We start from the raw sequence: 23,911 nt of genomic DNA on the forward strand, positions 1-23,911 counted from the left end.
GTAGCGGATGAAGGATCCAGTGCACGAGCGTCGTTCGATGCCGAGGACGGGTGGGTGGCCTGTCGCTATCGTGTCGGTCTGCGGCCGTACTCGGAACCTTCGCGTGGCAGGGGTGTGACCAATGGGTGATCCGAAGGACGATTGGAAGGGCTTCAAACGGCCCGGCGCCCTCAAGTTGGAAAATGGGGTCGCGACTCAGGCGGCGACCTTTTGCGCCGATATGCTCGACATCATCGATCTGGCCGTGGGAGATGTCAGCAGAGTTGTGCCGACGCAAGCCGAAATGTTCGGCCATTTACCCTCTGGTCATCGGTTGACCGATGAGTTCGTCAAGGCTGGCAAGAGGTTTCGTGACGAGGTCTTGGACAACCATAAGAAAATATTGAACGATATGGCCCAGTCGTTTCTGATCGCGGGCAACCACTACAAGAACGCGGACACGCAATCACAGACCGATCTGGACACTATCAAGAATAGTAGGAAACCCAGGGAAGGCATCGAGCGTATCGGGCAGTCCTGGCAGGTTGTCCTGTGCACCACAAAAGGCGATGTCTACGGTTGGGCCGACACCCCGGTCCCTGATCCGAGCGACTACCAACGGGCGAAGCGGGACGACAAGGGTAACTGGCAGATCGGCAAATACGGGGGATTGCCTTCTGGACTCAAGGTTACGGACAAGGGGGCTCTGGTCGATGCAGAGCCTGCCGTATCGCTGCTGTATGAAGATTTTTTAAAGTTGGCTACCAGTCTAGGCGGGGTATACGCCGCCAAGGATGTGGCGACGGGCTGGAAGCGCATAGCCGATAAACTGGATGCGGGCTTCACCGACTTCAACGCGAATATCTCCGGCCTGGTGGACTCGGAGAAGTGGACCGGCCACGGTGCCGACAGTGCAAAGAGCGCGGTGCACGTCTACACCGGCACCGGCACGGCATTGGTCCAGGCCATGAAAAACATGAGCACCGTCTCGATGGACGCGTACAACTGGGGAAAAAACACCCAGGTCAATATGCCGAATTCCCCGGCGGACACATTGTCTCCGGAAAACAAAAATATAGAACTAGGGCTGGCCCGAGATGCCTACGCAGGCTGGTATGAGCAGGGCATAGCGGCGACCTCCACCGCCATCCCGGAGCTGCCCCTTCCGCTTGGCCCCAAACCGCAACAGAACAACAGCACGCCGGGAACGCCTGGCACGCCAGGTACTCCCGGTACGCCGGGCACCCCAGGCAAGGCGACTCCCGGCGCTCCGGGCCTGCAGAACCAGCAACAGCAGCAGGAACAGCAGCGCAAGCTGCAAGAGCAGGCCGATCAGCAGCGCAAAGCCATCGAAGAGCAGCAGCGGCGGGCCCAGGAACAGCAGGCTCAGCGCGAGAAGCTGCAGCAGCAGCAAGAGCAGCAGCGGGCCGCGCAGCAAGCTGCACAGCAGGCGAGCCAGCAGGCCACTCAGATGGCGTCGCAGATCGGGCAGCAGCTCTCCCAAGCGGCTCAGCAGATGGGCTCGCAATTGGCTACTGCCGCACAGCAAGCCGCGCAGCAAGCAGGCTTGGCCGGACTGCCGACCCTGCCGACTCTGAAAGACCTGGAGGAGCAGGCGAAGAAAGCATTGGGCACGGCCTCGTCGAAAGGCGGCGGTCCTGGCCCAGGCAGCGCCGCGAAGCCCGGCGGTGTCGGACAGAACCTGGACAAGGCCTCGAAGTTGTTCCCGCGCGTCGAGGCGGCGACCTCCGTCTCCGCGACCGGCGCGCGAGCGGGTCTCGCGTCGAGTGCCGGGATGGGCATGGGCCCCGGCCCCGGCCCGGGCGCCCAGGGCCAGCAGAAGGAGCACAAGCGAGCCGACTATCTCGACTCCACCGAGCATCTCGAAGATGCGATCGGGGACGCGCCGGTAGTGGTCAAACCCATCGTCGAACAATGAACCGCACGTGGACGTTTACCGATCTCGAACTCTTTGCCTTTTGGGAACGGGCAACGACGACGTGGCTGCCGTGGCCGTTGATCATGACCGCTCGCGTGCGCACCCGCAGCGAATTGGATTCGCAGATACGGCAGGCGCTGAATCGGGTGGAACGTGCGCACCCGGAGTTCGTCGATACGGTGTTGAAGACACTACTCGAGCCTGATATCCAGATCGCGGTGCATGGCTCCGACGGCAGCGACAACACTAAACCGGACACTTTGGTCCGCGTGTATGCCGTCCGTCGCGGCGATATCGGCTACGTGGTAACCCAGAAACCTGGTGAAACCTATTGGCATAGCGGCGGATATACCGTCACCGAGTGCGACGCGCTGAGATTGGCCGACGTGGTGGTGCAAGCAATTCCCGAGGCCCCGGCGGGTAGGGAAGCGGACTACATCCTGCCCGCCGAGGACCGGGCCGAAGAGTTGGACTATTCCTACGCCAGTTCCATTGTGCAAGATTCCTTTACCGATTCTGTGCACTCGCGGTCCGCACGGTTCATGGCCGCGCGAGACGAATATGTGGGCACCATCGACATCACCCAGGGGCGTTCCCGGTTCGGTCCGCGCGGAGTTACCCGCCATCGGCTCGAGTGGCGCGACATCGAAGACGACGGTCGTTACGTCATTACCGAGGGAACCCCGGCAACGGCGGTCGCGGCGGACGGCAAGCGGCTCGTGCAGTTGATCAACGGTCGAATCGCCGAGGTGGTCCGTGCCATCAAAGACGAGCGCGCATAAGGAGTTGTTAAGGAGTTGACATGCGTGAGACGCTGTTATTGATCCCATGTTCGGAGAGGGAGCGGCCGTGACGACACCCAATGGCGATACGCCGCAGGAGTTTCCGACGGAATTCGTCGTGACATCGCTGACCGGCTCGATCGCGGTGCGCACCACCGAGCAGGGCCTGCCGCTGGGTATCCGGCTGGACCAGGATCAATTGCGGCGTGCCCCGGAGGCGTTGGCGGCCGAGATCTTACGGCTGTGCAAGCAGTCGGCAAACCGGGCCGGGATGGCCCGTCGGGCGCAACTGCAGGAAGCGGGCTTCACCTCCGAAATGCTGGCGATGACCGGGCTGCCCACCGAGCAGGAAGTGGCGCGGCAAGAGATCATCGAGGAGCAGGAGTACGAGACCGAGCCGCAGAGCTGGCTTCGATCAGTCTGACCGGGACGGGAATTCGGGAGGTAGTCATGGTCGACACGATGGACGAGTTGATCGCGCGGGTACAGCAGCAGATGTACCGGCTGCGTGATCTCAACGAGGCGACCACCGGCATCTTGATGACCGAGACGTCGGAGGACGGCTCGGTCACCGCCTCGGTGGACGGTAACGGTGCGCTGGTCGGGCTGAGCCTTTCCGGTGCGATAGCGAAGCTTTCGCCCGCCGACTTCGAGAAGACGCTGGTCGACACCGCGCGCGCGGCGGCGTATCGCGCCTTCGCCGAGCGGGCCGAGCTGGTTACCGCGTATAACGAGGAAAGCGCGGCGAAGTGATCGAGAAATTATGCCGTGATCAGCGCATACATGCTCCGATAGGTAAGGTCTGACGAAACGCCTTATGGTGTTTCGGGATTGGATGTCAAGTCATGAATCACATTGAAGTTGTTCCAGATGCGGTTCGGGCCTACGGCTCCGCCTCGGCCGCGATGGCAGCGGGCGTCGCCTCGGCGGGCGCGGTGGACCAAGCGGCAACCATAGGCACGGTGGTGCCGGTGTTCGGCCTGATCGGCCAGGAGTTCCTCGCCTCGTTCGCGTTCGCGCAGGCGAACCATCTGAGCTCGGTGGCCGAACTGGCCGCGGTGCACGCCGGGACCGCGCTCACCGCGCACCAGGCGGCCAGCACTTACGAGTCCACCGATGGCGCGTCCGGTGCGGCCATCGGATCGGTCATCTCGAAGCCATGACCATTCCCGGGGCCATCCCACCGCCGGGGGCGGAGCCGCTGGATCCGAGCGTGCTGGATCTGTTGCGGGGCAGTGTCCTAGCCCCGATGCTCGACCAGCCGGTGAACCACATTCTGCAGGATATGGGTCTGCCGAACCTGCCGGAGCTGCCCTCGTTCATCCATATGCCCGAGATGCCGCCGCTGCCGCAGCTCGATCTCACCGCGCTGATGCGGCCGCTGACCGATCTGGCGTCGGCGTTCGGCAGCGGAAAGCTCGGCGCGCCACCGGCACCCCAGCCGGCCGCGACTAACGCCGACGGCACCCAGAACGCGGCGGCGCCGCCACCGCCGATGGACCCGACCCAGCTGTTGACCGGCATCTCGACCGTCATGCAGACGGTGATGCAGGTCGGCACCTCCGCGATCCAGACGGCGATGTCGGTCTGGCAGGGCATGGCGGCGATGGAGGCGGCGAAGAAGTCGGGTGAGGCCGCGACCGACGCGGGCAAGCTGGAGAGCCAAAGCACCCAGGAGAAGGCGGTTCTCACCAACGCGGCGGGCAGCGTCTTCACCGGCGCCGGGCTGATGTCCGCGGTGGTGGCGAAGTTCTCCACCACCCTGGCCTTGGCGCCGCTGTACGCGGCAACCCCGCCGGGACAGGCGTTTCTGGCGGCTTCGGCGGTCGAGTCGATGGCCGAGGCGCTCGGCATCACGGTCAAGACCAAGGTCGAACTGCTCGGCCACAGCGGCACCATGACCGCGACCGGGACCAAGGTTCCGATCACCAACGCGCCCAAGGGCGTCGCGGGTGCGGGCGGCGCCGACCAGCTGAGCCAGCTGATGAGCATGGTGACGCCGCTGATCAGCACCGCGACCACGGCGGCGCAGTCGCTCGCCCAGGCGAGTTCGGCGCTCAGTGCGCCGAAACCGGTCGTCGACTCGAAAACCCATGAGAGCAGCCAACTCTCCGATGACGAGAAGGCGAAGGCCGAAGCCGCGTCCGCCGGTGGCGTTGGCGGTCCCGGCGCGTTCGGTGGCCCCGGCCCCGGTGTCTCGGGTGCTCCCGCCGCTCCGTTGAACCCATGGCAGGGCACTCGAGTCGCGAGCGGCTCGATGGGCTCGCTCACCGGGCTGAGCGGTGTGGGCGGGTCGAGTCCCGCCACCACAGCGGCGATGTCGACCGGTGGCACCGGTGGCATGGGCGGCGGGATGCCGATGTCCGGTGTCGCAGGCGCCGGACTCGGCAAAGACGGCGGGTCGAGCAGCGATGGGCTGCGCGGCCAGCTGGTGACCAGTCAGCACGGCGACGAAGTGGTCGGCCGCATCGAAGGGGTCTCGTTGCCGGTGGTCGGCGCGGCCGACACCACGTCGGAACCACCGCCGGATAAAGAACTCACGCTCTGACTTTGAGGAGGGTCTCATGAGTAGTGAAGGCGCGTTCACCAGCTTCCAGTTCGACGCAGCCGCGGCCGGGGAGGCATCGAGTGGACTCGACGTGCTCGCCGACCGGCTGGCCGCGGATCTGCAGGCCGCCGAACAGGCATTGACAATCCAGCCGGCGGGGGCAGACGAAGTCTCCGGCCGGGCCGCGCAGACCGGGAACGAGGTCGCGTCGTCGTACTTGGCGAGCGCACAGGCCAGCGTGACCGAAATGCGAAAGCTGGCGGCCACGTTGCGGTTGCACACCAACGAGTTCAGCCAGATGGAAAGCGACAGCGTCGCGGACTTCAACGCGGCAGGCGGCACGTCCGCCTGAGGCACGGGTCCGTGGAAAGGCCTGTCTTGGAAAGGCATAGCGCAGCAATGATCGAACCACCGAAGCCAGGGTTTACCGGCGTGGTGTGGGAAGCTCGGCAGCCGGATCGGCTCGCGCGAGACCTCACCACCGGGCCGGGCTCTCTGCCGATGGCCGAGGCAGCCGCCGAATGGGCGCGGCTCGCCACGGTTTTCGGTGCGGCGGTGCTCGAATACGAGCGGGTCCTTGCCTCGCTGCGCGTCGCGTGGCAGTCCGGTCGCAGCGGCGAGGTCATGGAAACGGTGACCAAGCTGCGGGATTGGCTGGTGGACGCGGCCACCACCGCGACCTCGAACGCCACCCGTCTGCAGACCCAGGTCGCCGCGTACGAGGTGGCCAGATTGACCATGCCGAACACCGCGGACATCCAGCAGATCCAGCAGGTGCAGGAGATGCTGAAAAGCATGGGCGCCATGCTCGGCGCGCCGATCCAGGCGATCGCCGCCGACAACGACGCGGACGCGGACATGGCGAAAGCCGTTGCGTCCCGGGTGATGCGCAGCTACGAGACGGCCGCCGAACCATTGGCGACGCCGTGGCAGCATCAGGAACCGCCGAAAATCGCGCCGGAACAGGCATTGGCCGCTGAGCAGGCCACCGCTGCGGCGGCAGTGACACCCGCCGCGATGCCGGGCCTCAGCGGTATCCCGATCGGCTCGATCGCGATACCCACCTTGCCGCCGCGGGCGCTATCGTCCTACCGCGCGCCGGTGTACTCGCAAGCCACCACGACCACCGAGTCGACGACGAAATCGACCCAGGTCAGTACGGCAAGCGCGACCGGCCAATCCGCGCCGATCGCTCCGGGCGCGATGGGCGGCGCAGGCGGCGGCCAGGATTCGGCCCGCTTCCCACGCGCCAATCTGGCGGGCGAGGCGGATCAGATCGGACTCGAAGGCGAAATCCAAGCCGCGCCAGCGGTTCTCGGTGGCACCGAGTTGGTGACGAAATCGCCCACCGAGACTCGGACCGAATCCGGCGGTGCGCCGTGACCACACTGACCAACGACGCGCTGCTCGCCGTCGCAGACCGGCTCGGGGTGCAGACCCTGCCGCTGGCGCTTTCGGTTGGGCCACAGCAGGATTCGTTCGAAGAATGGCAGCGGGCGCAGGAGCACGCCGTGGCCACGCTGATGGGCGACGGCCTGATCGACGCGCACGGTGAAGTGGCCTCGGAACTGGCCGAAACGCTGTTCACGCTGGCCTTGCCGGAGCAGGAACTGGTGGCCCGCATCTACACCGAGAATGGCCCGCGCCGAGTCTGTGTGGTGCGTCGCGGCGACGCGCACGCGGTCGCGGTCCGCTCCGGCGACGACTTCGAGGTGCGGCAGGTGTGGACCGATGGGTCCGCAGCCGATTTGGTGCGGCCGCTGCTTGCCGCCATGGATCCGTGCCAGCCCGCCGACATTCCCAATTTCAGCGTCCCAGCCGCGGAGCTGGCCGAGCGGCTCAACGCCGCAGCCGGCTCCAGCGAGCTCACCGATGCTCTGTATGCCCTGGGTGCCACCGAGCGCGACGCCACCAGATTGGGGCTCGCGTTCGGTGGGACGCACGCTTACGCCGAGATCGTGGCGTGCACCCATCAGGATGGCGTGACCACAAGGGCGCCTGGTGCCGTCGCCGTGTACGACACCGCCCGCGGGCGGATCGTCGCAGCGCCGACGGTTTCCCCGGATCAGCAGGTCTGGTCCACGGTCACGCCAGGTTCCGACCACCGGGTTGCGCAAGCAGTCGCCACGTTGATCGAGGGGCTGCCCGGGGGGAGGTGGCTGCCTCAGTAGTTCTCGGGTGGCAACTTCGGTTGTCTCGTAGTTCAACGAGGTCGTTTGCATCAGAACGATCATCAAAAATGACGAAAGGTCAATGAAATGGCACTTACTAACCTCGCCCCCTCGGGCGACACTGTTGCGCTCGAGGCCCAAGGTATCACCGCGGTCGCCCAGCAACTGACGCAAGCGATCGAGAACCTGCGCGCCTCGGTCAAAGCAATCGATCATGCCGCAATGGAAGCGAAGAAAGGCTGGAAGGGCGACGCCAACGACGCGTTCGTTCGGGTCGCCAACGAGTGGGACCAAGAGGCCACCGCGCTGAACACGAAGTTCGACCGGTTCAACGAGGCGGTCGAGAACGGCAAGAAGACACTGCTGGCCATGGACCAGACCTAAACGGCCTACTCCACTCCTATTCGTCACCCATTATTCGAAGGAACTGAACTATGACCATCATGTATGACCCGCCGACCATGAACGCGCTGTACGACGAGCTGAAGAATCACGGCGGCAAGATGCAGCAGGAGATCACCACGCTGGAGACCGTTGCCAAGGCCTTCCACAACAACCTGGCCGGTAAGAACGCGTCGGCGAGTTTCGACGCCATGCACAAGGAGCTCGACACGGAGCTCACCGACACCATCGACAAGGTGAACCAGCTCGCCGCGCAGGTGGAGAGCGCGCTGAACCGCGCACTCGAGGCCGATAACAAGGTCGGCGACGGTTTCTCCGCTTACGCCTGACCTTATCCCTTACCTGACGGCCGAACGGGACAACCAGTTCCGTTCGGCCGTTTCGGTTTTCGAGCCAGTGCTGTAGTTCTCGACCAGCACAGCGATTCCCGGATCAGCGGGCGGCGAGCGATTCGCCGATGTAGTGCATCTCGTCCGGCGTGGTCACCATGAACACGGTCGCGGTCGCGGTCGCGGTGCGCACCGTGATCCGGTTCGGCGCGTCCGGATCCTGGATCAGCGTGACGTCGGCATCGATCGGCGCAGGCGGCTGATCCGGCGTGCGCACATGCACGATGGTGGCCCCGCCCGCATGCGTGGTCGGTGCGATCCCGTCGAACACCACGACCGTGGTGCTCGGGTAGGGCGCGGCAGGCAGCGGTGGCGCGGCAGGCGCGTGGTAGCTGGCGCCCGCGGACCGTGGCGCGATCGAAATCACATGCGGCGCATCGAGGTTGGTCACCATGGTGTGCCACGCGTCGGGTCTGGCGGTGTGCACGATGGCGTGCGCGCCGAGCGCGGTCGCCCGCAGGATCACCTGCTGGGCCAGGTCCAGGTTGCCGACGACCTCCAGGTGCCTGGTGCCCTCGCCGACCAACCGCACCGCGATGCCCTGGCCGATCTCGTCGGCCCCGATCAACTGCCCGCAGCCCGCGGTCGGCACCGCGATGTCGGTGAGCGCGGTGATCGTGCCGCGATACCCGGTGTCCGAACCCCAGCGGCCCGCGTCCCCGATCGGCAAGGTGTCCAACAGGATTCGCAGCTGATTGCCCGGCAGTTCGCGCAGCCCCGGCAGCGGTGGCTCCTCGGGCTCGAAGGTGGTGTCGAACCGGACGACGGCATTGAGCACGACCGTGCCGACGTGGTCGGCGCGGGTGTCGTGCCGGTGCGCGCCGGGCCGCAGCCGCAGCGTCACCGTGGTGGACAGGCTCTGCACCGTCCAGATATCGGCCAGCCCGCGCGGGCCGATCATGTCCGCGCCGATCTGATAATGGGTGAGGTAGCGGCCCTGATACTCCAGTGCCCGTGGCGATTCGGTGAGCTGGTCGAGCTCGAAGCCATGGGTGAGTTCGCGGACCGCGGTGTTGATTTCGGCGGCGGTCAGCACGGAGGTGGCGATGTCGTGCGCGGCGAGCCGGTTCGCCACCCGGCGGGTGGCGATCATCGCGGTGCGTAGCGCGCCGGTGCCGCCGCCGCCGCGTTTGTCCACCGCCTCGGCGTTGGCCAGCGGATCGAGCCGCAGCACCAGCCACAGGGTGCGGTGCGCGATGGCGGGCAGCGGGCCGAGAATGCTGTCGTAGAGGTGCGAGATGATGCCGGTGCCCGCCGTGCGCGCGCCGGTGCTCACGATGTCGATGCCGGCCAGGGTCAGGTCGAATTGATCGAGGCAGCTGGCGATTTCGGTGAGCGGCAGCAGTTGGTCCGTGCTCAACGAGCCACGGCGCAGCAGCGTCAGCGTGTCCGGCGGCGGGTCGATGCGCAGCACGGTGAGCAGCAGCTCGCCGTCCCAGCGCACCCCGTAACCGCCACCCTCGCTGAACGGCACGTCGAAGGCGGGCGACTGGGTCAGCTGGTCAGCGGGCCGCTTGGTGCGCCGACGGGCCAGGGCGCCGCCGATCCGCCCTGCCGGGGTGCGGCCGCGGATCGGGAGCAGAAAAATCACCGCGAAACCGGTGCCCGCGCCGATCGCGCCCCACAGCGAATGCGTGGTGGCGAGCACGACCCAGGCCAGCGCGGCGGCAAGCACCACCACCGGCACGACCACCCGCAGGGGATAGACACGGAAGAGCCAGAATTCGGGATCGCGCAGGGTGTCGTAGGCCGAGGCGGGGTCGGCGGGCGGTGTCGGCGCGCCATCGCCTTCCGGCTCAGTCGCCCCGTCGGGCCTGGTCTGCTGCTCAGTTGTCGTCACCGCGTTGTCCCTGTCTGCCACCTGTACGGCCACCGCCCATGACCATGAAATCATCGGTTCAGGGCCGTCCTGGAATTACGGTACCGTGTCGATGAAGATGGTTCTCGACAGTTCGATGGAGACCTTGTGCCGGCACAGCTGACCACCCGAGCCCAGGTCAACGGGTATCGATTCCTGTTGCGCCGACTCGACCACGCGCTGGTGCGGCGTGATGTGCGAATGCTGCACGACCCGATGCGGTCCCAGGTGCGCTCGCTGTGGGTCGGTGCGGTGCTCGGGATTCTGGTGATAGCGGGCGCCGCGATCCTGAGCTTCCTGCGGCCGCAGGGCGCGATCGGTGACTCGTTGATCGTGTCGGGCAAGGAGAGTGGCGCGCTGTACGTCGTGGTGCAGAGCAAAGATGGCGGCAAGACGCTGCACCCGGTCCTGAATCTGGCCTCCGCCCGGTTGATCACCGGCACCAATGCCGAGCCGCACGCGGTGAAGGACAGCAAGCTCAACGACATGCCGCGCGGACCGATGGTCGGCATCCCCGGTGCGCCGAGCGCGCTGCCGGGGTCGTCGCAGGGGCCGCGATCGGAATGGGCGCTGTGCGAGACGATCACGCTGTCGCAGGGCGGCAGCGCGGCCTCGGCCACCGGCGGCACCACGACGATCATCGCGGGCCGTCCGGTCCTCGGCGAGCGGACCCGCACGGTGAGCAAGGACGAGGCGCTGCTGGTGCAGCGCGGCGGCAAGACCTACCTGGTCTATGACGGCAAGCGGGCCGAGGTAGACCCGGGCAACTCGGTGCTGGTGCGTGCGCTGAACCTGACAACGCACCGGGCGCGTCCGATCGGCACCGGAATGCTCGGTGCGACAACGGAAGTCCCCGCCCTCGCGGCGCCGCAGATCCCGCAGGCCGGTCAGCCGGGGCCGGGACCGCTGTCGAATATTCCGGTCGGCGGCGTCATCTCCGTTCGCGATGCCGGCGACGGCAAGCCCCAGCTGTATGCCGTGCTCGCCGACGCGCTGCAGCCGGTGGGTCCGTTCACCGCGCAACTGATCCGGTTCGCCGACTCGCACGGAATGAGTGACATGCCGACCATGCCGCCGGACGTGCTGGACCGGGTGCGCGTTGTGCATGACGTGTTGCCGGTCAATGACTTTCCGGTCGAGACCCCGAAAATCCTGAATGCCGAGGATGCGCCGGTCGCCTGCGTGGCGTGGTCCAAGACACCGGGCACGGCCCCGGCCGATCGCAAGGTCGACGCCGGCGACGGCCCGAACGAGCGTGCGTCGATCACCCTGCTTGCCGGTGTCCGCGTGCCGATCGCCGAATCGGCGAAGGCCGTCGCGCTGGCCACCGCCGACGGGACCGGTGATCACGTGGACGCGGTGTACGTCCCGCCGGGCAGCGGTGAGTTCGTACAGGTGACCGGTATGGAGCCGGGGAGCCCGCGGCGCGGCAGCCTCTTCTACGTCGCCGATAACGGTGTGCGCTACGGCATTCCCCCCGATCCGGCGATCCCGGGCATGCTCGGCCTCGGGGACACCCCGCGGCTCGCCCCATGGTCGATCATCGGCCAGTTGGTGCCCGGCCCCACGCTGTCGCCGAAGGATGCGCTCGCCGTGCACGACAAGCTGCCGCTGGAGCCACAGCACTAGTCGTGCCCCCGCTGGGCCGCATCAGTCGAGTGCGGTCCGTGACGGAAGCCGTTGCGGCCCTTGAACGTCAGCCGGTGAAGCCGACGTTCAGCGAGGCGAGGATGCTGGACAGCGCGGTGTGCATATCGGGCGCCTCGATGCGCATCAGCATCTTCTCGTCGATGGTGCTCAGATCCAGCGTTTCGTCGTTGGCCAGCCGGAACTCGCGCTCTTCCTCAGCGGTCTCGATGACATTGCGGATGAAACGGCCGTTGCCCGCCAGGTCGACGCCCCGGCGCGGCTGACCGCTCTGGTCGGTGCTCTGCAGCTCGTAGAGTTGGGTGCAGGCGGTGACGAGCAGTGCGAGCGCCTCGTCGGACAGCTCCGAGTCCCGCTTGTGCGCGATCACCTTGCCGATCTCGCCGAGCTCGGCCGGGGTGTACGACGGGAACTGCACGCGCTTGGAAAACCGTGATGCCAGACCGTCATTGGCGGCGAGCAGGCGATCGATCTCGCCGTCGTATCCGGCGATGATCACCACCAGCCGGTCGCGGTCGTTCTCCATCCGGGCCAGCAGCGTATCGATGGCCTCACGGCCGAACGAGTCGCCGCCTTGCAGACCGGTCTGGATCAGCGTGTACGCCTCGTCGATGAACAGCACGCCGTCCATCGCGCTGTCGATCAGCGCCTCCGACTTGACCGCGGTGCCGCCGAGGTGCTGGGCGACGAAGTCGACGCGCTTGGCCTCGACCACCTTGTCGGTCTTCAAGATGCCGACGCCGCAATAGATCTTGGCGACCACCCGGGCAATGGTGGTCTTACCCGTGCCGGGCGGACCGGTGAACGCGAGGTGCTGACCGCGTGCCCCGGCGGCCAGGCCCTTCTCGGCGCGGATCTTCGCCATCTGCGCGCTCGACTGCAGCTTGGCCACCTGAGTCTTCACCGAGGCCAAACCGATCTGGGAGTTCAGTTCGGCGCGGGCGTCGGCGAGGATCTTCTTGGCCCGGTCTTCGGTCTCGGCCTGCTCCATGGCCTTCATCGACGGCGCGGAGGCCGGATCCCACTTGTCGGTGCGTGCGTCGATGGTTTCACGCGAGGTGACGCTGATCCGATAGGTGCGGTCGCGCATCGCGGCGGTGTTCGCCTCGAAATCCGGTGCCTGCGAGTACACCTTCTCGAACAGACCCTGCGCTACCTCTTCGTTGCCGGATTCGCGCAGGCACAGGCCGCGGCAGAACATGGCGGTGGACCGGGCGGCGGGTATCGGGCCCGATTCGGCCTGTTCCATCCGGCGGATCGCCTCACCGAACAGACCGAGCTGCGCGCAGGCGGTGCCGACCATGACGTTCGCGCCCGCCGCGAGATACGGATCGTCCCACTCGGCCGAACCGGCCAGCACGGACATGACATCGGGCCAGCGCTGGGTGTTGTAGTGCATGACGCCGCGGACGTACGCGCAGATGCGGTTGTCGATCTCGCGATCCGGGTCACTCAGGTGGGACCTGCGGTGCGTGTCGAGCTCGTTGAGCACCCGCTCGGCCTCGTCGTACTCCTTGTCCGCGATCAGGTAAGCGGCCCAGGCGAGCCAGATTTCGGTGTAGCTGGCCAGCGGGTAGTCGATATAGAGGCCGGGCAGGAACCGGCCCGCCAGGTCGCGCGGCTGCAGACCGAGCCTGCGTTGCTCGCGGTACAGCGTGCTCGCGCTGGTCCTGTGCATGTTGAACAAGACGTCCTTGGTGAGCTCGCCCGCGGCGGCGCGACCGAGCCAGGCGTCGCACATGGTGGGGTCCCACTCGGTGGCGCGCTGGAAGGCGAGCTTCGCGTACTCGAGGTCGCGCGCGGATTCCTGTCCCTCGATGGACAATCCCAGCGACAGAATTCCGGCGTCGAAGGCGCGTTGTGCTTGGCGATTGCCGGTCATGGCTGTCGGACCCCGAAGTCTTCGTTCGTAGTAGCGGATGAGTTCTTTATGCCCCCCAGACTACCGATCGCGCAGTGCCTGGTCTGTCCGTTACATTAGGTTCAGCTGCCCAGAGGTTGCAACGCAAGTGTTGTCTAGGTGAGAGTCTTACGGGTGTCGAAGTCGTTCACTCAGAAGACGTTCCACCCAGTGCCGTCGAGGCGTGAACAATCGTCAGTGGAGAGGCCGGGGGTCCGGGGTCGTTGATCGAGTCACCAACCAGTGGCACACGAGCCGCTGAACCGGAGCTGAGCCGGGTTTCCGTCATCGGCGGGAACACGCAGCTCGACGTCGGGCTGCCCGCTACCGTGCCGATCGCAGGCTTCATCGGCGACCTGGTTGCCCTGATCGAATCCCGCAACCCAGACCAGTTCGACGCCGAGGAAGACTCGGTGCCGCTGCAGGCTCAGCATTGGACGCTGGCACGGGTCGGCCAGGAGGCGTTCGCGCCGAGCCGCACGCTCAACGACGCCGACGTGCACGACGGTGAGCTGCTCGTGCTGCGTTCGGTCACCGCGAAGGAATCGCCCGCGCTTTTCGACGACGTGATCGACGCGGTATCCCGGCTCACCGCCGAGGAATTCCGCAGCTGGACCGGCAGCTCCGCGCGCTGGATGGGCCTGGTCGCCGCCGTGTTGACGGTGCTCACCGCGTTGGCGCTGCTGGTCAATTCGCGCGGGCACGGCGATCCGCTCGCGCCCGCGTTCGCGCTGTCGGGCGCGGGTATCGCCGCCTTCGTCGCCGCGGGCTTCGCCGCCCGCAAATACCTTGACCAGCTCTCCGCCACCTGGTTGTCGCTGGACGGTCTGCTGCTGTTGTTCGGCGGTGCCGCGCTTTTCGTGCCGGGCTCGCTCGGCAGCGCGCATCTGCTGCTCGGCTGTTCGGTGACGATCGTGGCCGCCGTGCTCGGCTATCGGGTGATCGGCGCGGGCGCCACCTTGTTCTCCGCCGCTGGCGCGCTCGGCGTGATCGGTGGTGTCGCCGCCGCGGTGTATCTGATCTGGCATCCTGCCCTACCGAAGCTGGCCGGTGGCCTGGTGGTGGTCGGCATCGCGCTGCTTTCGATGGTGCCGCGCTTGGCCGCCGGGCTGGCCAGGCTGCCGATCCCGCCGGTGCCGACCGCGGGTGCCGCCATCGACCCGGCCGATCACGAACAGCGCCCGACCATCGAGGGCATCGGCGCGATCGGCGCCACCGCGCTGCCGTCGGCGTCCGGCCTCGGCGAGCGCGCCCGCGCGGCCAACCAGTACCAATCCGGCTTGATCATCGCGTGCACGGTGACCGCGGTGATCGGCGCGTTCGGCGCGGCCGACCCGCTCGGCTCGGGGCGCTGGCAGGGCATCGTGCTCGCCATCGTCACCGGGATCATCCTGTGCCTTCGCGGCCGGTCCTTCGCCGATCTCACCCAGGCCGCGACGCTGATCGGGGGCGGCAGCCTGACCTTCGTCGGGCTGGCCGCCGGTGCGGCGCTCGGCGACACGGAATTCGAACTGCTCGCGGTCGGCCTGCTCGTCGCCTTCGCGGCGGGCACGGTGGGCTTCGGCGTGATCGGACCGCATATCGAGGTCACCCCGGTGACCAGGCGGATGATCGAGATCTTCGAGTACCTGCTGATCATCTCGTTGATCCCGCTGGTCCTGTGGATCATGGGCGTCTACTCGATGGCCAGAAACATATGAGTGCGGGGACCGATGGGACCTAGCGCTTTCCGTCGCAACCTGCTGCGGATGGCCGGTGCCGCCGCGGTGGTCGGCCTGGTGAGCGCACCCGCACCGCCCGCTTCCGCGATATCGCCGCCCCGCATCGACCCGGGCGCACTGGGCATCGCCCAGGCCTTGAGTGGTCATCCGGCGCCCTTGGAGCCGACCCAGCAGGCAGACCAATGCGCCGAACCCTCGCTCACCGGCGCGCCGCCGAACGAGCCACCGATCTCGCAGCGAGTGCTGGATCTGCCCGCGGCCTGGCAGTTCAGCAGGGGTGCCGGGCAAAAGGTCGCGGTGATCGACACCGGGGTGCAACGGCATCCGCGGTTGGCCGCCTTGCAACCGGGCGGCGACTATGTCTCCGATTCTGACGGCACCGTCGACTGCGACGGGCACGGCACGTTGGTGGCCGGCATCATCGCGGCGCAGCCGAGTCCGGGCGACGCGTTCGCAGGCGTCGCGCCCGACGCGGAAATCCTGAGCATCCGCCAGCTCAGCCTGGCCTACGAGAAGAAGGATCGCGGCAGTGAAAAGCCGCCGGGCACCATCCGTGCCGACGGCTACGGCAGCGTGCTGACCTTGGCCGCGGCCGTGGTGCGCGCGGTCGATCTCGGTGCCAGCGTCATCAACATCTCCGAAGTCGCGTGCAGCCCAGCCGGATCCGATACCGCGGACTCTTCGCTCGGTGCCGCGGTGAAGTACGCCTACGAGCGCAATGTCGTCGTGGTGGCCGCCGCGGGCAACGTCGAGAACAACGGTCCATGCCAGAAGCAGAACGACGGTTCGGGCTGGGACTCGGTCAACACCGTGGCCAGCCCGGCCTGGTTCTCGCCGTACGTGCTCGCCGTTGGTTCGGTGGACGCGGACGGTAAGCCGTCGGACCTGTCGCTGCACGGACCGTGGGTCGGCGTCGCCGCGATCGGCCGCAATATCGTGTCGCTGGACAGCAAGGGCGGCGGCGTCGGCCTGGTGAACGGTGTGCAGACCGACGAGGGCATCCGTCCGGTGGACGGCACCAGTTTCGCGGCGCCCTATGTCGCCGGTCTGGCGGCCCTGGTGCGGTCCCGATTCCCGAATCTCGATGCCCGGCAGGTGATCGAGCGCATCAAGCGCACCGCGCAGGCACCTGACGCAGGCCGCAACGACGCGATCGGCGCGGGATTGATCGACCCGCTCGCCGCGCTCACCGCGCAGCTGCCCGACAAGTCCGTCGACGACGGAGCCGATGTCGCGCGGGCGATCGCCGCGCCGGTCATCCCGCCCGGCCCCGACCCACGGCCGCGCCGGATCGCGGTGATCGGCTCGCTGACCTGTCTGACCGCCCTGGCAATCGGTATCGCGGTATCGATTCCGTACCGCCGCAGGCGCCGGGAGATCGACGCCGAATTCGACCCGTAGCCGCAGGCTGCCCGCCGCACGCAGACAGCTCGACGATCGAAGGACTCCATGGCTACCGAAGGTTTCGTACGACGCCCCCGGATAGCGCCGCCACGGGCACCCGGTGGTGAGGTGGCGCTCACCCCGCCACCGGAGATCTCGCGCGCGCTGCCCGCCCCGCTGATGATGAAGATCATGCCCATCGTCATGGTGGTCGCGGTCGTCGGCATGATCGCGATGATGGCCATGATGGGCCGTAACCTGCTGGCCAACCCGATGTCCATGATGTTCCCGATGATGATGCTCATGTCGATGGTCGGCATGATGGCCGGCTTCCGCGGCGGCACGGGCAAACGGGCGGTCGAGCTCAACGAGGAACGCAAGGACTACTTCCGCTACCTGGATCAGATCCGCAAAGAGGTACGGCGCACCGGCAACAAGCAGCTGGAGACCCTGGTCTGGAGTCATCCGGATCCGGCCGACCTGCCGTCGCTGATCGGGACCAGGCGGATGTGGGAACGCAGGCCCAACGATCCCGACTTCGGGCACGTCCGGGTCGGCATGGGTAGCCACCGGCTGGCCACCAAGCTGGCCCGGCCGGAGACCGGTCCGCTGGAGGACCTGGAACCGGTCTCCACCGTCGCGCTGCGACGGTTCGTGCGCACCCATTCAGTGGTACACAGCCTGCCCACCGCGGTGTCGCTGCGCGCCTTCCCGGCGATCAATATCAGCGGCTCGCCGCAGGACGCGCGCACGCTGACGCGTTCCATGCTGATGGAGCTGGTCACCTTCCACGGCCCCGACCATCTCGCGGTCGCCATCGTCTGCGCGGACCCGGACGGGCCGTGGGCGTGGGCGAAATGGCTTCCGCACCTGCAACATCCGACCCTGCGCGACGGCATGGGCTCGGCCCGCATGATGTACACCTCGCTCGGCGAGCTGGAGACCGCGCTGTCGGCCGAGCTGATGGAGCGGGGGCGTTTCATGCGCAACCCGCAGCCGACCCAGGGGCGGCTGCACCTGGTGGTGATCATCGACGACGGCTACGTCAACGGCAACGAACGGCTGATCAGCGAATCCGGCCTGGATTCGGTGACCGTGCTCGACCTCACCGCCCCGGAGGGTGGACTCGCAGCGCGGCGCGGGCTGCAGCTGGTCGCCGCCGACGGCGACGTGTCCGCACGCAGCGCGGCGGGCGTGGAGAAGTTCGCCGTCGCCGATGTGGTGAGTGCGGCTGAGGCCGAGGCCTTTTCGCGGACGCTGTCGCGCTACCGGCTGGCCACCGCGGCCCAGATTGTCAGCCTCGGCGAGGGCTCGACGGCCGACCCCGGTCTGATGGCCTTGCTGAAGATTCCGGACGCGGCCCAGATCGACCCGGCCCGGGTCTGGCGGCCGCGCACCGCGCGGGAACGACTGCGCGTGCCGATCGGCATCACCCCCGACGGCACCCCGGTGGAAATCGACATCAAGGAGTCGGCCGAGAACGGCATGGGCCCGCACGGCCTGTGCATCGGCGCGACCGGCTCCGGTAAGTCGGAATTCCTACGCACCCTGGTGCTTTCGCTGGTCACCACGCATTCACCGGACGCGCTGAACCTGGTGCTCGTCGACTTCAAGGGTGGCGCGACCTTCCTCGGACTGGATTCGCTGCCGCACGTCGCCGCGGTGATCACCAACCTGGAAGAGGAACTCTCCCTGGTAGACCGCATGAAGGACGCGCTCGCCGGTGAGATGAACCGGCGGCAGGAGCTGCTGCGTTCGTCGGGCAACTACGCCAACGTCACCGACTACGAGAAGGCAAGGGCCGCAGGCGTACCGCTCGATCCGCTGCCCGCGCTGTTCGTCGTGGTGGACGAGTTCTCCGAACTGCTTTCGCAGAAGCCGGATTTCGCCGAGTTGTTCGTGATGATCGGCCGGCTCGGCCGCTCGCTGCACGTGCACCTGCTGCTCGCCTCGCAGCGCCTGGAGGAGAACAAACTTCGCGGCCTGGAGTCGCACCTGTCCTACCGCATCGGCCTGCGCACCTTCTCGGCCAACGAGTCGCGCGCGGTGCTCGGCATCACCGACGCCTACCACCTGCCGAGCGTGCCCGGCGCCGGATACCTGAAGAGCGATGCCTCGGATCCGTTGCGGTTCAACGCAAGCTACGTTTCCGGCCCGTATGTCGCGCCGGTCGGCACGGTGACCGGCGAGGACGGCGCCCCGGTCGGCGGCCAGCGACTCGCGGTGTTCACCGCGGGACCGGTGGAGATGCCGGAACCGGTCGAGCTCGACTCCGCGTTGGATCTGCCGCCGTCACCGACGAACCCGATGCTCGAACTCCCGCCGCCGCCGTCGGCCTTCGCCGCGCCCGGCTCGGAGGAGGGCATTCCGGACTCGCTGCTCGACACCGTCGTCAAGCGACTGACCGGGCACGGCCGCCCGGCGCACGAGGTGTGGCTGCCGCCGCTCGACGAATCCCCGACGGTGGACATGCTGCTGCCCGACCCGGATTGGCGCTCGCCGGTCAACCGGCACGGTCAGCTGTGGATGCCGATCGGTGTCATCGACAAGCCGTACGAGCAGCGCCGCGACGTGCTGACCGTCAGTCTCGGTGGCGCCCAAGGCAATGTGGCGGTCGTCGGCGGTCCGCAGTCCGGTAAATCGACCACCCTGCGCACCATCATCATGGCCGCCGCCGCTACCCACACCCCGCAGCACGTGCAGTTCTACTGCCTGGACTTCGGTGGCGGCTCCATGGCGGGCTTGGTCGGGCTGCCGCACGTCGGCTCGGTGGCCGGTCGCCTCGACGGCGACCGGGTGCGCCGCACCGTCGCCGAGCTCACCTCGCTGATGCGCCAGCGCGAGGAACGCTTCGCCGAGCTTGGTATCGAGTCGATGGCCGAATTCCGGCGGCGCAAGTTCGCCGCGGCGGCGCACGTGCCCGACGGTGCGGCCTCGGCCGGTAATCCGTTGGCCGACGACCGATTCGGTGACGTGTTCCTGGTGATCGACGGCTGGGCCGCGATCCGCGAAGAGTTCGATGTGCTGGAGCCGCAGATCTTCGCCATAGCGGCCCAAGGCTTGTCGTACGGCATCCACCTCATCATCGGTGCGTCCCGGTGGGCCGAGATCCGGCCCGCGGTCAAGGATCAGATCGGCACCAGGCTGGAGCTGCGCCTCGGCGATCCGTCGGACTCGGAGATGGGGCGGCGCACCGCCGTTCAGGTTCCGGTCGGCCGCCCAGGCCGGGGTCTCACGCCGGAGCAGTTGCACATGCTGATCGCTCTGCCACGATTGGACTCCGATTCCGACCCGGCCTCGCTGGCCGACGGTGTCACCCGCGCTCGGCACGAACTCGCGGAGTTGCACGCGGGCAGGCACGCGCCCGAGGTGCGGATGCTGCCGATGCAGCTCGACCGCGATGAATTGCTCTCCTCCACAAGGGAACTGGGTATCGAGCTCAGCTCGACGAAGGTGGTCGTTGGACTCGGCGAATCCGAATTGCAGCCGCTGATCCTGGATTTCGGGACCGAGCCGCATTTCATGGCCTTCGCCGATGTCGAATCCGGCAAGACGACGCTGTTGCGCAACATCGTGATGGGCGTGGTGGAGAATTCCACGGCGGACGAGGCGAGAATCATCATGATCGACTATCGCCGGTCCATGCTCGGCGTGGTCGAGGGCGAGCAGCTCGCCGGGTACTCCACCTCGTCGCAGACCTGCGGGCCGATGATCCAAGAGGTCGTGCAGTTCCTGTCCAAGCGGATCCCGGAATCCGATATCACCCCGCAGCAGCTGCGCGATCGCAGTTGGTGGGAGGGCCCGGAGATCTACATCGTGGTCGACGACTACGACATGGTGGCGGCCGGCACCATCAATCCCTTTATGCCGCTGATCGAATACCTGCCGCAGGCCCGCGATATCGGCCTGCATTTCGTGGTCACCCGGCGTATGGGTGGTGTCTCGCGCGCACTCTACGACCCGATCATCGGCGGCCTGAAGAACCTGTCGGTGGAGACGTTGATCATGAGCGGCTCCCGGGACGAAGGCAAGATCATCGGCGAGATCCGTCCGAGCAAGCTGCCACCGGGCCGGGGCACGCTGGCCTCGCGCAGCCGGGCCCAGGAGATGGTGCAGATCGCTTACCTGCCGCCGACCGCCTAGCCTCAGTGACTAGGCCTGGACTGCACCGAGTTTAGGTGTGCTTGCCGCGATGCGGATGGCTGGGATGGTGACCTGCGTGTCGAAATCCCAACTGTCGGTGGGTCGTTCGAAGAGTGCGCAGGAGGGGCCGGTCGCGATCGGGCCCGCGATACGGACGAACTCGAAGCCCTCCCTGCGGTAGTAGTCGTGCAGTTCGGTGTTGGTGGTCCACGCGTCGAGGCGAACCCAGTCGCGTTCCTGTTGACGCGCAAGCATTCCCGCGTGCGCGAGCAGGTGGTGGCCGATCCGGTATCCGGCGAATCGCAGGTCGACGATCATGTAGTGGACGACGACCGCGTCGGATAGTTCCCACGGTGACCACAGCCCAGGGTCGGCGTGGCGATCGACGGTGATGGTGCCCGCGGGTTCGCCCGCCACCTCCGCGATCCAGGTCTGGCCCGCGTCCAGCGATCGCCCGACCGCCCGCGCGAAGATCTCGATCGGTTTGCCGCGGCCCGCGACTGTCCACTGATCGGAGCCGCGCGCGGTCAGCCACGCGGTTCGTTGTAGCCGTAGTCGGCAGATGAAGCCCAGATCGCCAATTGTGGCCTGGCGTAACGCGATATTACTCATGCTGACGGCACACCTGGCTCATACGGCACGCCGAGCGTGCGTCCGATAACGCCGAGACCTTCGGCATCGCCGAGCTGGTAGGCGAGCCGGTTGCTCGCGGCGATGGAGCGATGGCGAGTCGCCCTGGTGACCCGCTCATGATTGGCGCCGATGCGCAGGTGGTCCAGCAGGATCGTGCCCGCCGCCACGCCGAGCACGGTGGCCTCCTCGGCGGAGGCGGGCCGCGCGGTCAAGGTGTCGCGGTGGGCGGTCTCCGCATGGCCGCGATCGGCCAGCCGCCGGGTGGTGCCCTCCGGAATGTCGTGCGGTGAGTCGATTCCGGTGGCCTCGGCCAGGTCTCGCGGATAGAAGCTGACCTCCCAGGACCACGGCTCGTTATCGAGAAACTGGACGACCGTCCTAGCTAGCACCCAGGAGTCCTCCGGTACGCCGAGCCATAACGCGACCGCAGGCCCGGCGGGCTCCATCTTCGCGCTGAACTCCTTCGACGGCATCCGGTGTGCGGCGCGCGCGATCTCCTCGAAGATATCGTGCGGCGACTTCGGCCGGTCCTGTCGAATGTGTTCGGTGACAACTGATTCCAGGACTTCCTGGTTTCGCACGATGGTGCCGCGGGAAGTCGCTGTGTAGACCAGATTTTCGGTGACCAGAACCTGAATCGCATTGCGAGCGGTCGTAAGCGAGACCTGCATGTGCTCGGCCAGCTCCGTGTGGCTGGGCAACCGATCACCCGGTTTCCACTTGCCTGCGCGGATCTCCTCGCGGAGGAGGTCTGCGATCCGGTGGTACGTCGGACCGTCCGCCATCTTGCTCCTCGGTTGGTCGTGCAGGTAACGAAGTGTACTCTTCGTGACTTCCTACGGCCCGGTAACGCTTGACAGGTGCCTTCAGAGGTTTATTGTAATGAACGTCCTGATCCGGTGTTGTGCGGCGATGACGGCGAGGCAACGTGGCAGGTTCGGATACAACAGTCGTAATGGCTCTTCCCGGCGCACTGCGGTGTGCCGAGTCGGTGGTGCAGTCCCACGCTCCTGGGCTGCTTCCCACCTCGGATCTACTTGTTCGGGCGTGTCGTGGACACCGCGTAGTCGGCGGTCCGCTGCTCTGGTTCGCCCGCGATCTCGCGGTGCTGCACGAGCGGCGACTGGTCGGCCGCGGCGGTTCGATCGACACCGACCCGCTGGTGGTCCTCGAAATCGAGCGTCGCAGAGTCGAATTGGTCATGGCCATCGACGACTGGGTCGCGCGCAGCGTGCCCCAGCACCGGCTCGGTGCCACCCTGCACACCGAAACCGTCGGCGCGGTCATCGACCGCCTCGCCGAATCCTCGGTGCGCGCGCACCACGCGCTGATGACCCTCGACGCACACGACGAAAGACTGCACGGCGCATGGCATCACCTCGCCGAACTCGCCGACGCCTACGACGATCTCGTCCGCGACATCCTCGCAGGCAGACGCCGCCTGCCCGAGTGGTAGCCCCAACCCTGTAGCCCCCGAACCACTTTCGCGCCCCGCATTCCAGGAGTGTGCATCGAGGTGAGTCAAATGGTCGCTAAAAGATCTCCAACAGCGACCATTTGACTCGCGTCAACGATGCCCAACCACCTTTTGACTCGCCTCGAATGTCGGAGCGCTCTGGGCCGGACCATTGCCAGTCATGGCCTGGGTATGGGGGTCTCGAAACGCCACCACAGCCAGATGACCACCTCGGGAACGCGACATCGCGCACCTGACGTGCACCTGAAGTCGGGAACGGCAGGCGACGCGCCCAGCACTGCCCGATCATTCCCTGGGATATGTACACCTACTCGGGCGAGTACGCCTAAGGACTCGATGCGTATACATATCCGGATCAGTACAGCTAAGGACGGCCCAAGGTCAGCAGCCCTGAAAGCTGAAGACCTGTCCAGGTTTTCCCGTGAGTAGTGTGGTGGCGTCGTGTGCCGTACCCGGCTGTAGTCATCGGTCAGGCGCGTGGTGTCGCGTTCCAGCGTGGTCATCTGGCTGTGGTGGCGTTTCGAGATTTTCAAGATCAAGTGAGTCAAATGGTTGCTGTCAGAGATCATTTGGCGACCATTTGACTCCCCTCGATGCGGATTCCGTTGTCCGCGTGGGGTGTTGGGGGATGCTCACCGTTTGTGGGAGGTGCACACCGCGTGTACTGGGGGTGCGGCTTACGCAGTGGGTATGCGGACGGGTGGCCTGACTGGTTGTGGATGGGTCGCTGATGCGGTGGATGGCAGTCGAGACCACCAGCGGTGGTTCAGTGGCGGCCAGGCCCGCGAGGCCTTCCCCGGCCGGTATTGCCTAGATCCGCACTGTCTCTTGGGATCCGCACTGGGGCGGATTCATGCGGTCATTGCAACACCGGGTGGATTGGTCGGGTTCGATAGTAGTTCGTCGAGTGCTTCGGCTGGTTTTTTCCAGCCCAGTGTC

At 66.7% G+C, this 23,911-nt stretch carries 20 protein-coding genes; 16 read left to right on the forward strand and 4 right to left on the reverse strand.

Going from position 1 to position 23,911, the window contains the following annotated elements; translation table 11 throughout:
* The first annotated feature begins 121 nt into the window (after positions 1 to 121).
* The 11 genes from ACIA8C_RS32225 (at position 122) to ACIA8C_RS32275 (ending at position 8,150) form a co-directional block, all read left to right on the forward strand.
* Positions 122 to 1,918 carry a hypothetical protein gene (locus ACIA8C_RS32225; RefSeq protein WP_397141208.1) on the forward strand — a complete coding sequence of 599 codons (1,797 nt, stop codon included), beginning with the start codon at positions 122 to 124 and terminating at the stop codon, positions 1,916 to 1,918.
* Positions 1,915 to 2,700: an ESX secretion-associated protein EspG gene (locus ACIA8C_RS32230; protein WP_397141210.1), complete on the forward strand. Its 786-nt coding sequence runs from the start codon at positions 1,915 to 1,917 to the stop codon at positions 2,698 to 2,700. Before ACIA8C_RS32225 ends, ACIA8C_RS32230 begins: the two co-directional genes overlap by 4 nt.
* A 67-nt stretch (positions 2,701 to 2,767) precedes the next feature.
* The gene (locus ACIA8C_RS32235; protein WP_397141212.1) at positions 2,768 to 3,124 is read left to right on the forward strand and encodes a hypothetical protein; all 357 of its coding nucleotides are present in this window, start codon (positions 2,768 to 2,770) and stop codon (positions 3,122 to 3,124) included.
* A 26-nt stretch (positions 3,125 to 3,150) separates the two neighbouring features.
* The gene (locus ACIA8C_RS32240) at positions 3,151 to 3,453 is read left to right on the forward strand and encodes a YbaB/EbfC family nucleoid-associated protein (protein WP_397141214.1); all 303 of its coding nucleotides are present in this window, start codon (positions 3,151 to 3,153) and stop codon (positions 3,451 to 3,453) included.
* A 92-nt stretch (positions 3,454 to 3,545) separates the two neighbouring features.
* Entirely contained in the window at positions 3,546 to 3,863 is a 318-nt protein-coding gene (locus ACIA8C_RS32245; protein ID WP_397141216.1) for a type VII secretion target, read from the forward strand.
* Complete coding sequence (locus tag ACIA8C_RS32250) at positions 3,860 to 5,248, forward strand: hypothetical protein (RefSeq protein WP_397141218.1); 1,389 nt, start codon at positions 3,860 to 3,862, stop codon at positions 5,246 to 5,248. The genes ACIA8C_RS32245 and ACIA8C_RS32250 overlap by 4 nt, the downstream gene beginning before the upstream one ends.
* 16 nt (positions 5,249 to 5,264) lie before the next feature.
* Positions 5,265 to 5,600 (forward strand): PE domain-containing protein, encoded by a 336-nt coding sequence (locus tag ACIA8C_RS32255; RefSeq protein ID WP_397141220.1) that lies wholly within the window; start codon positions 5,265 to 5,267, stop codon positions 5,598 to 5,600.
* Between the two features lie 47 nt (positions 5,601 to 5,647).
* Positions 5,648 to 6,631 carry a PPE domain-containing protein gene (locus ACIA8C_RS32260; RefSeq protein WP_397141222.1) on the forward strand — a complete coding sequence of 328 codons (984 nt, stop codon included), beginning with the start codon at positions 5,648 to 5,650 and terminating at the stop codon, positions 6,629 to 6,631.
* A complete protein-coding gene (locus ACIA8C_RS32265) occupies positions 6,628 to 7,419 on the forward strand; it encodes an ESX secretion-associated protein EspG (RefSeq protein WP_397141224.1) in 792 nt (263 codons plus the stop codon). The genes ACIA8C_RS32260 and ACIA8C_RS32265 overlap by 4 nt, the downstream gene beginning before the upstream one ends.
* An 87-nt stretch (positions 7,420 to 7,506) precedes the next feature.
* Complete coding sequence (locus tag ACIA8C_RS32270; protein WP_397141226.1) at positions 7,507 to 7,803, forward strand: WXG100 family type VII secretion target; 297 nt, start codon at positions 7,507 to 7,509, stop codon at positions 7,801 to 7,803.
* A gap of 50 nt (positions 7,804 to 7,853) precedes the next feature.
* Positions 7,854 to 8,150: a WXG100 family type VII secretion target gene (locus ACIA8C_RS32275; protein WP_397141228.1), complete on the forward strand. Its 297-nt coding sequence runs from the start codon at positions 7,854 to 7,856 to the stop codon at positions 8,148 to 8,150.
* A gap of 103 nt (positions 8,151 to 8,253) precedes the next feature.
* On the opposite strand, the gene eccE is transcribed toward ACIA8C_RS32275, so the two are convergent.
* The gene (gene eccE, locus ACIA8C_RS32280; protein ID WP_397141230.1) at positions 8,254 to 10,050 is read right to left on the reverse strand and encodes a type VII secretion protein EccE; all 1,797 of its coding nucleotides are present in this window, start codon (positions 10,048 to 10,050) and stop codon (positions 8,254 to 8,256) included.
* Positions 10,051 to 10,176: 126 nt separating this feature from the next.
* On the opposite strand from eccE, the gene eccB reads away from it, so the two are divergent.
* Positions 10,177 to 11,697: a type VII secretion protein EccB gene (gene eccB, locus ACIA8C_RS32285; RefSeq protein ID WP_397141232.1), complete on the forward strand. Its 1,521-nt coding sequence runs from the start codon at positions 10,177 to 10,179 to the stop codon at positions 11,695 to 11,697.
* A 67-nt stretch (positions 11,698 to 11,764) separates the two neighbouring features.
* Here eccB and eccA read toward each other — a convergent pair whose 3' ends face one another.
* Positions 11,765 to 13,597 (reverse strand): type VII secretion AAA-ATPase EccA, encoded by a 1,833-nt coding sequence (eccA, locus tag ACIA8C_RS32290; protein ID WP_397141234.1) that lies wholly within the window; start codon positions 13,595 to 13,597, stop codon positions 11,765 to 11,767.
* A 242-nt stretch (positions 13,598 to 13,839) separates the two neighbouring features.
* Here eccA and eccD point away from each other — a divergent pair, with 242 nt between their 5' ends.
* The 3 genes from eccD to eccCa are packed head-to-tail and all read left to right on the forward strand — an operon-like array spanning position 13,840 to position 20,862.
* Positions 13,840 to 15,315 carry a type VII secretion integral membrane protein EccD gene (gene eccD, locus ACIA8C_RS32295; protein ID WP_397141236.1) on the forward strand — a complete coding sequence of 492 codons (1,476 nt, stop codon included), beginning with the start codon at positions 13,840 to 13,842 and terminating at the stop codon, positions 15,313 to 15,315.
* Positions 15,316 to 15,327: 12 nt separating this feature from the next.
* A complete protein-coding gene (gene mycP / locus ACIA8C_RS32300) occupies positions 15,328 to 16,737 on the forward strand; it encodes a type VII secretion-associated serine protease mycosin (RefSeq protein ID WP_397141238.1) in 1,410 nt (469 codons plus the stop codon).
* Between the two features lie 48 nt (positions 16,738 to 16,785).
* Positions 16,786 to 20,862, forward strand: a complete 4,077-nt coding sequence (gene eccCa / locus ACIA8C_RS32305; protein ID WP_397141240.1) for a type VII secretion protein EccCa — start codon at positions 16,786 to 16,788, stop codon at positions 20,860 to 20,862.
* A 9-nt stretch (positions 20,863 to 20,871) separates the two neighbouring features.
* Here eccCa and ACIA8C_RS32310 read toward each other — a convergent pair whose 3' ends face one another.
* The gene (locus ACIA8C_RS32310) at positions 20,872 to 21,474 is read right to left on the reverse strand and encodes a GNAT family N-acetyltransferase (protein WP_397141242.1); all 603 of its coding nucleotides are present in this window, start codon (positions 21,472 to 21,474) and stop codon (positions 20,872 to 20,874) included.
* On the reverse strand, positions 21,471 to 22,280 hold the full coding sequence (locus ACIA8C_RS32315) for a GntR family transcriptional regulator (protein ID WP_397141244.1): 810 nt from the start codon (positions 22,278 to 22,280) through the stop codon (positions 21,471 to 21,473). Before ACIA8C_RS32315 ends, ACIA8C_RS32310 begins: the two co-directional genes overlap by 4 nt.
* A gap of 170 nt (positions 22,281 to 22,450) precedes the next feature.
* Between ACIA8C_RS32315 and ACIA8C_RS32320 the strand changes: the two genes are divergently transcribed.
* Entirely contained in the window at positions 22,451 to 22,951 is a 501-nt protein-coding gene (locus ACIA8C_RS32320; protein ID WP_397141246.1) for a DUF4254 domain-containing protein, read from the forward strand.
* Positions 22,952 to 23,911 lie beyond the last annotated feature (960 nt).

Source organism: Nocardia sp. NPDC051321 (genome assembly GCF_044455225.1).
Taxonomy (GTDB): Bacteria; Actinomycetota; Actinomycetes; order Mycobacteriales; family Mycobacteriaceae; genus Nocardia.

Coding starts and splice junctions, on each gene's coding strand:
- ACIA8C_RS32250 (WP_397141218.1), top strand. CDS start 3,860: ATGACCATTCCCGGGGCCATCCCACCGCCGGGGGCGGAGCCGCTGGAT.
- eccCa (WP_397141240.1), top strand. CDS start 16,786: ATGGCTACCGAAGGTTTCGTACGACGCCCCCGGATAGCGCCGCCACGG.
- eccA (WP_397141234.1), bottom strand. CDS start 13,597: ATGACCGGCAATCGCCAAGCACAACGCGCCTTCGACGCCGGAATTCTG.
- ACIA8C_RS32320 (WP_397141246.1), top strand. CDS start 22,451: ATGGCTCTTCCCGGCGCACTGCGGTGTGCCGAGTCGGTGGTGCAGTCC.
- ACIA8C_RS32230 (WP_397141210.1), top strand. CDS start 1,915: ATGAACCGCACGTGGACGTTTACCGATCTCGAACTCTTTGCCTTTTGG.
- ACIA8C_RS32255 (WP_397141220.1), top strand. CDS start 5,265: ATGAGTAGTGAAGGCGCGTTCACCAGCTTCCAGTTCGACGCAGCCGCG.
- mycP (WP_397141238.1), top strand. CDS start 15,328: ATGGGACCTAGCGCTTTCCGTCGCAACCTGCTGCGGATGGCCGGTGCC.
- ACIA8C_RS32310 (WP_397141242.1), bottom strand. CDS start 21,474: ATGAGTAATATCGCGTTACGCCAGGCCACAATTGGCGATCTGGGCTTC.
- ACIA8C_RS32275 (WP_397141228.1), top strand. CDS start 7,854: ATGACCATCATGTATGACCCGCCGACCATGAACGCGCTGTACGACGAG.
- ACIA8C_RS32260 (WP_397141222.1), top strand. CDS start 5,648: ATGATCGAACCACCGAAGCCAGGGTTTACCGGCGTGGTGTGGGAAGCT.
- ACIA8C_RS32245 (WP_397141216.1), top strand. CDS start 3,546: ATGAATCACATTGAAGTTGTTCCAGATGCGGTTCGGGCCTACGGCTCC.
- ACIA8C_RS32270 (WP_397141226.1), top strand. CDS start 7,507: ATGGCACTTACTAACCTCGCCCCCTCGGGCGACACTGTTGCGCTCGAG.
- ACIA8C_RS32240 (WP_397141214.1), top strand. CDS start 3,151: ATGGTCGACACGATGGACGAGTTGATCGCGCGGGTACAGCAGCAGATG.
- ACIA8C_RS32315 (WP_397141244.1), bottom strand. CDS start 22,280: ATGGCGGACGGTCCGACGTACCACCGGATCGCAGACCTCCTCCGCGAG.
- ACIA8C_RS32225 (WP_397141208.1), top strand. CDS start 122: ATGGGTGATCCGAAGGACGATTGGAAGGGCTTCAAACGGCCCGGCGCC.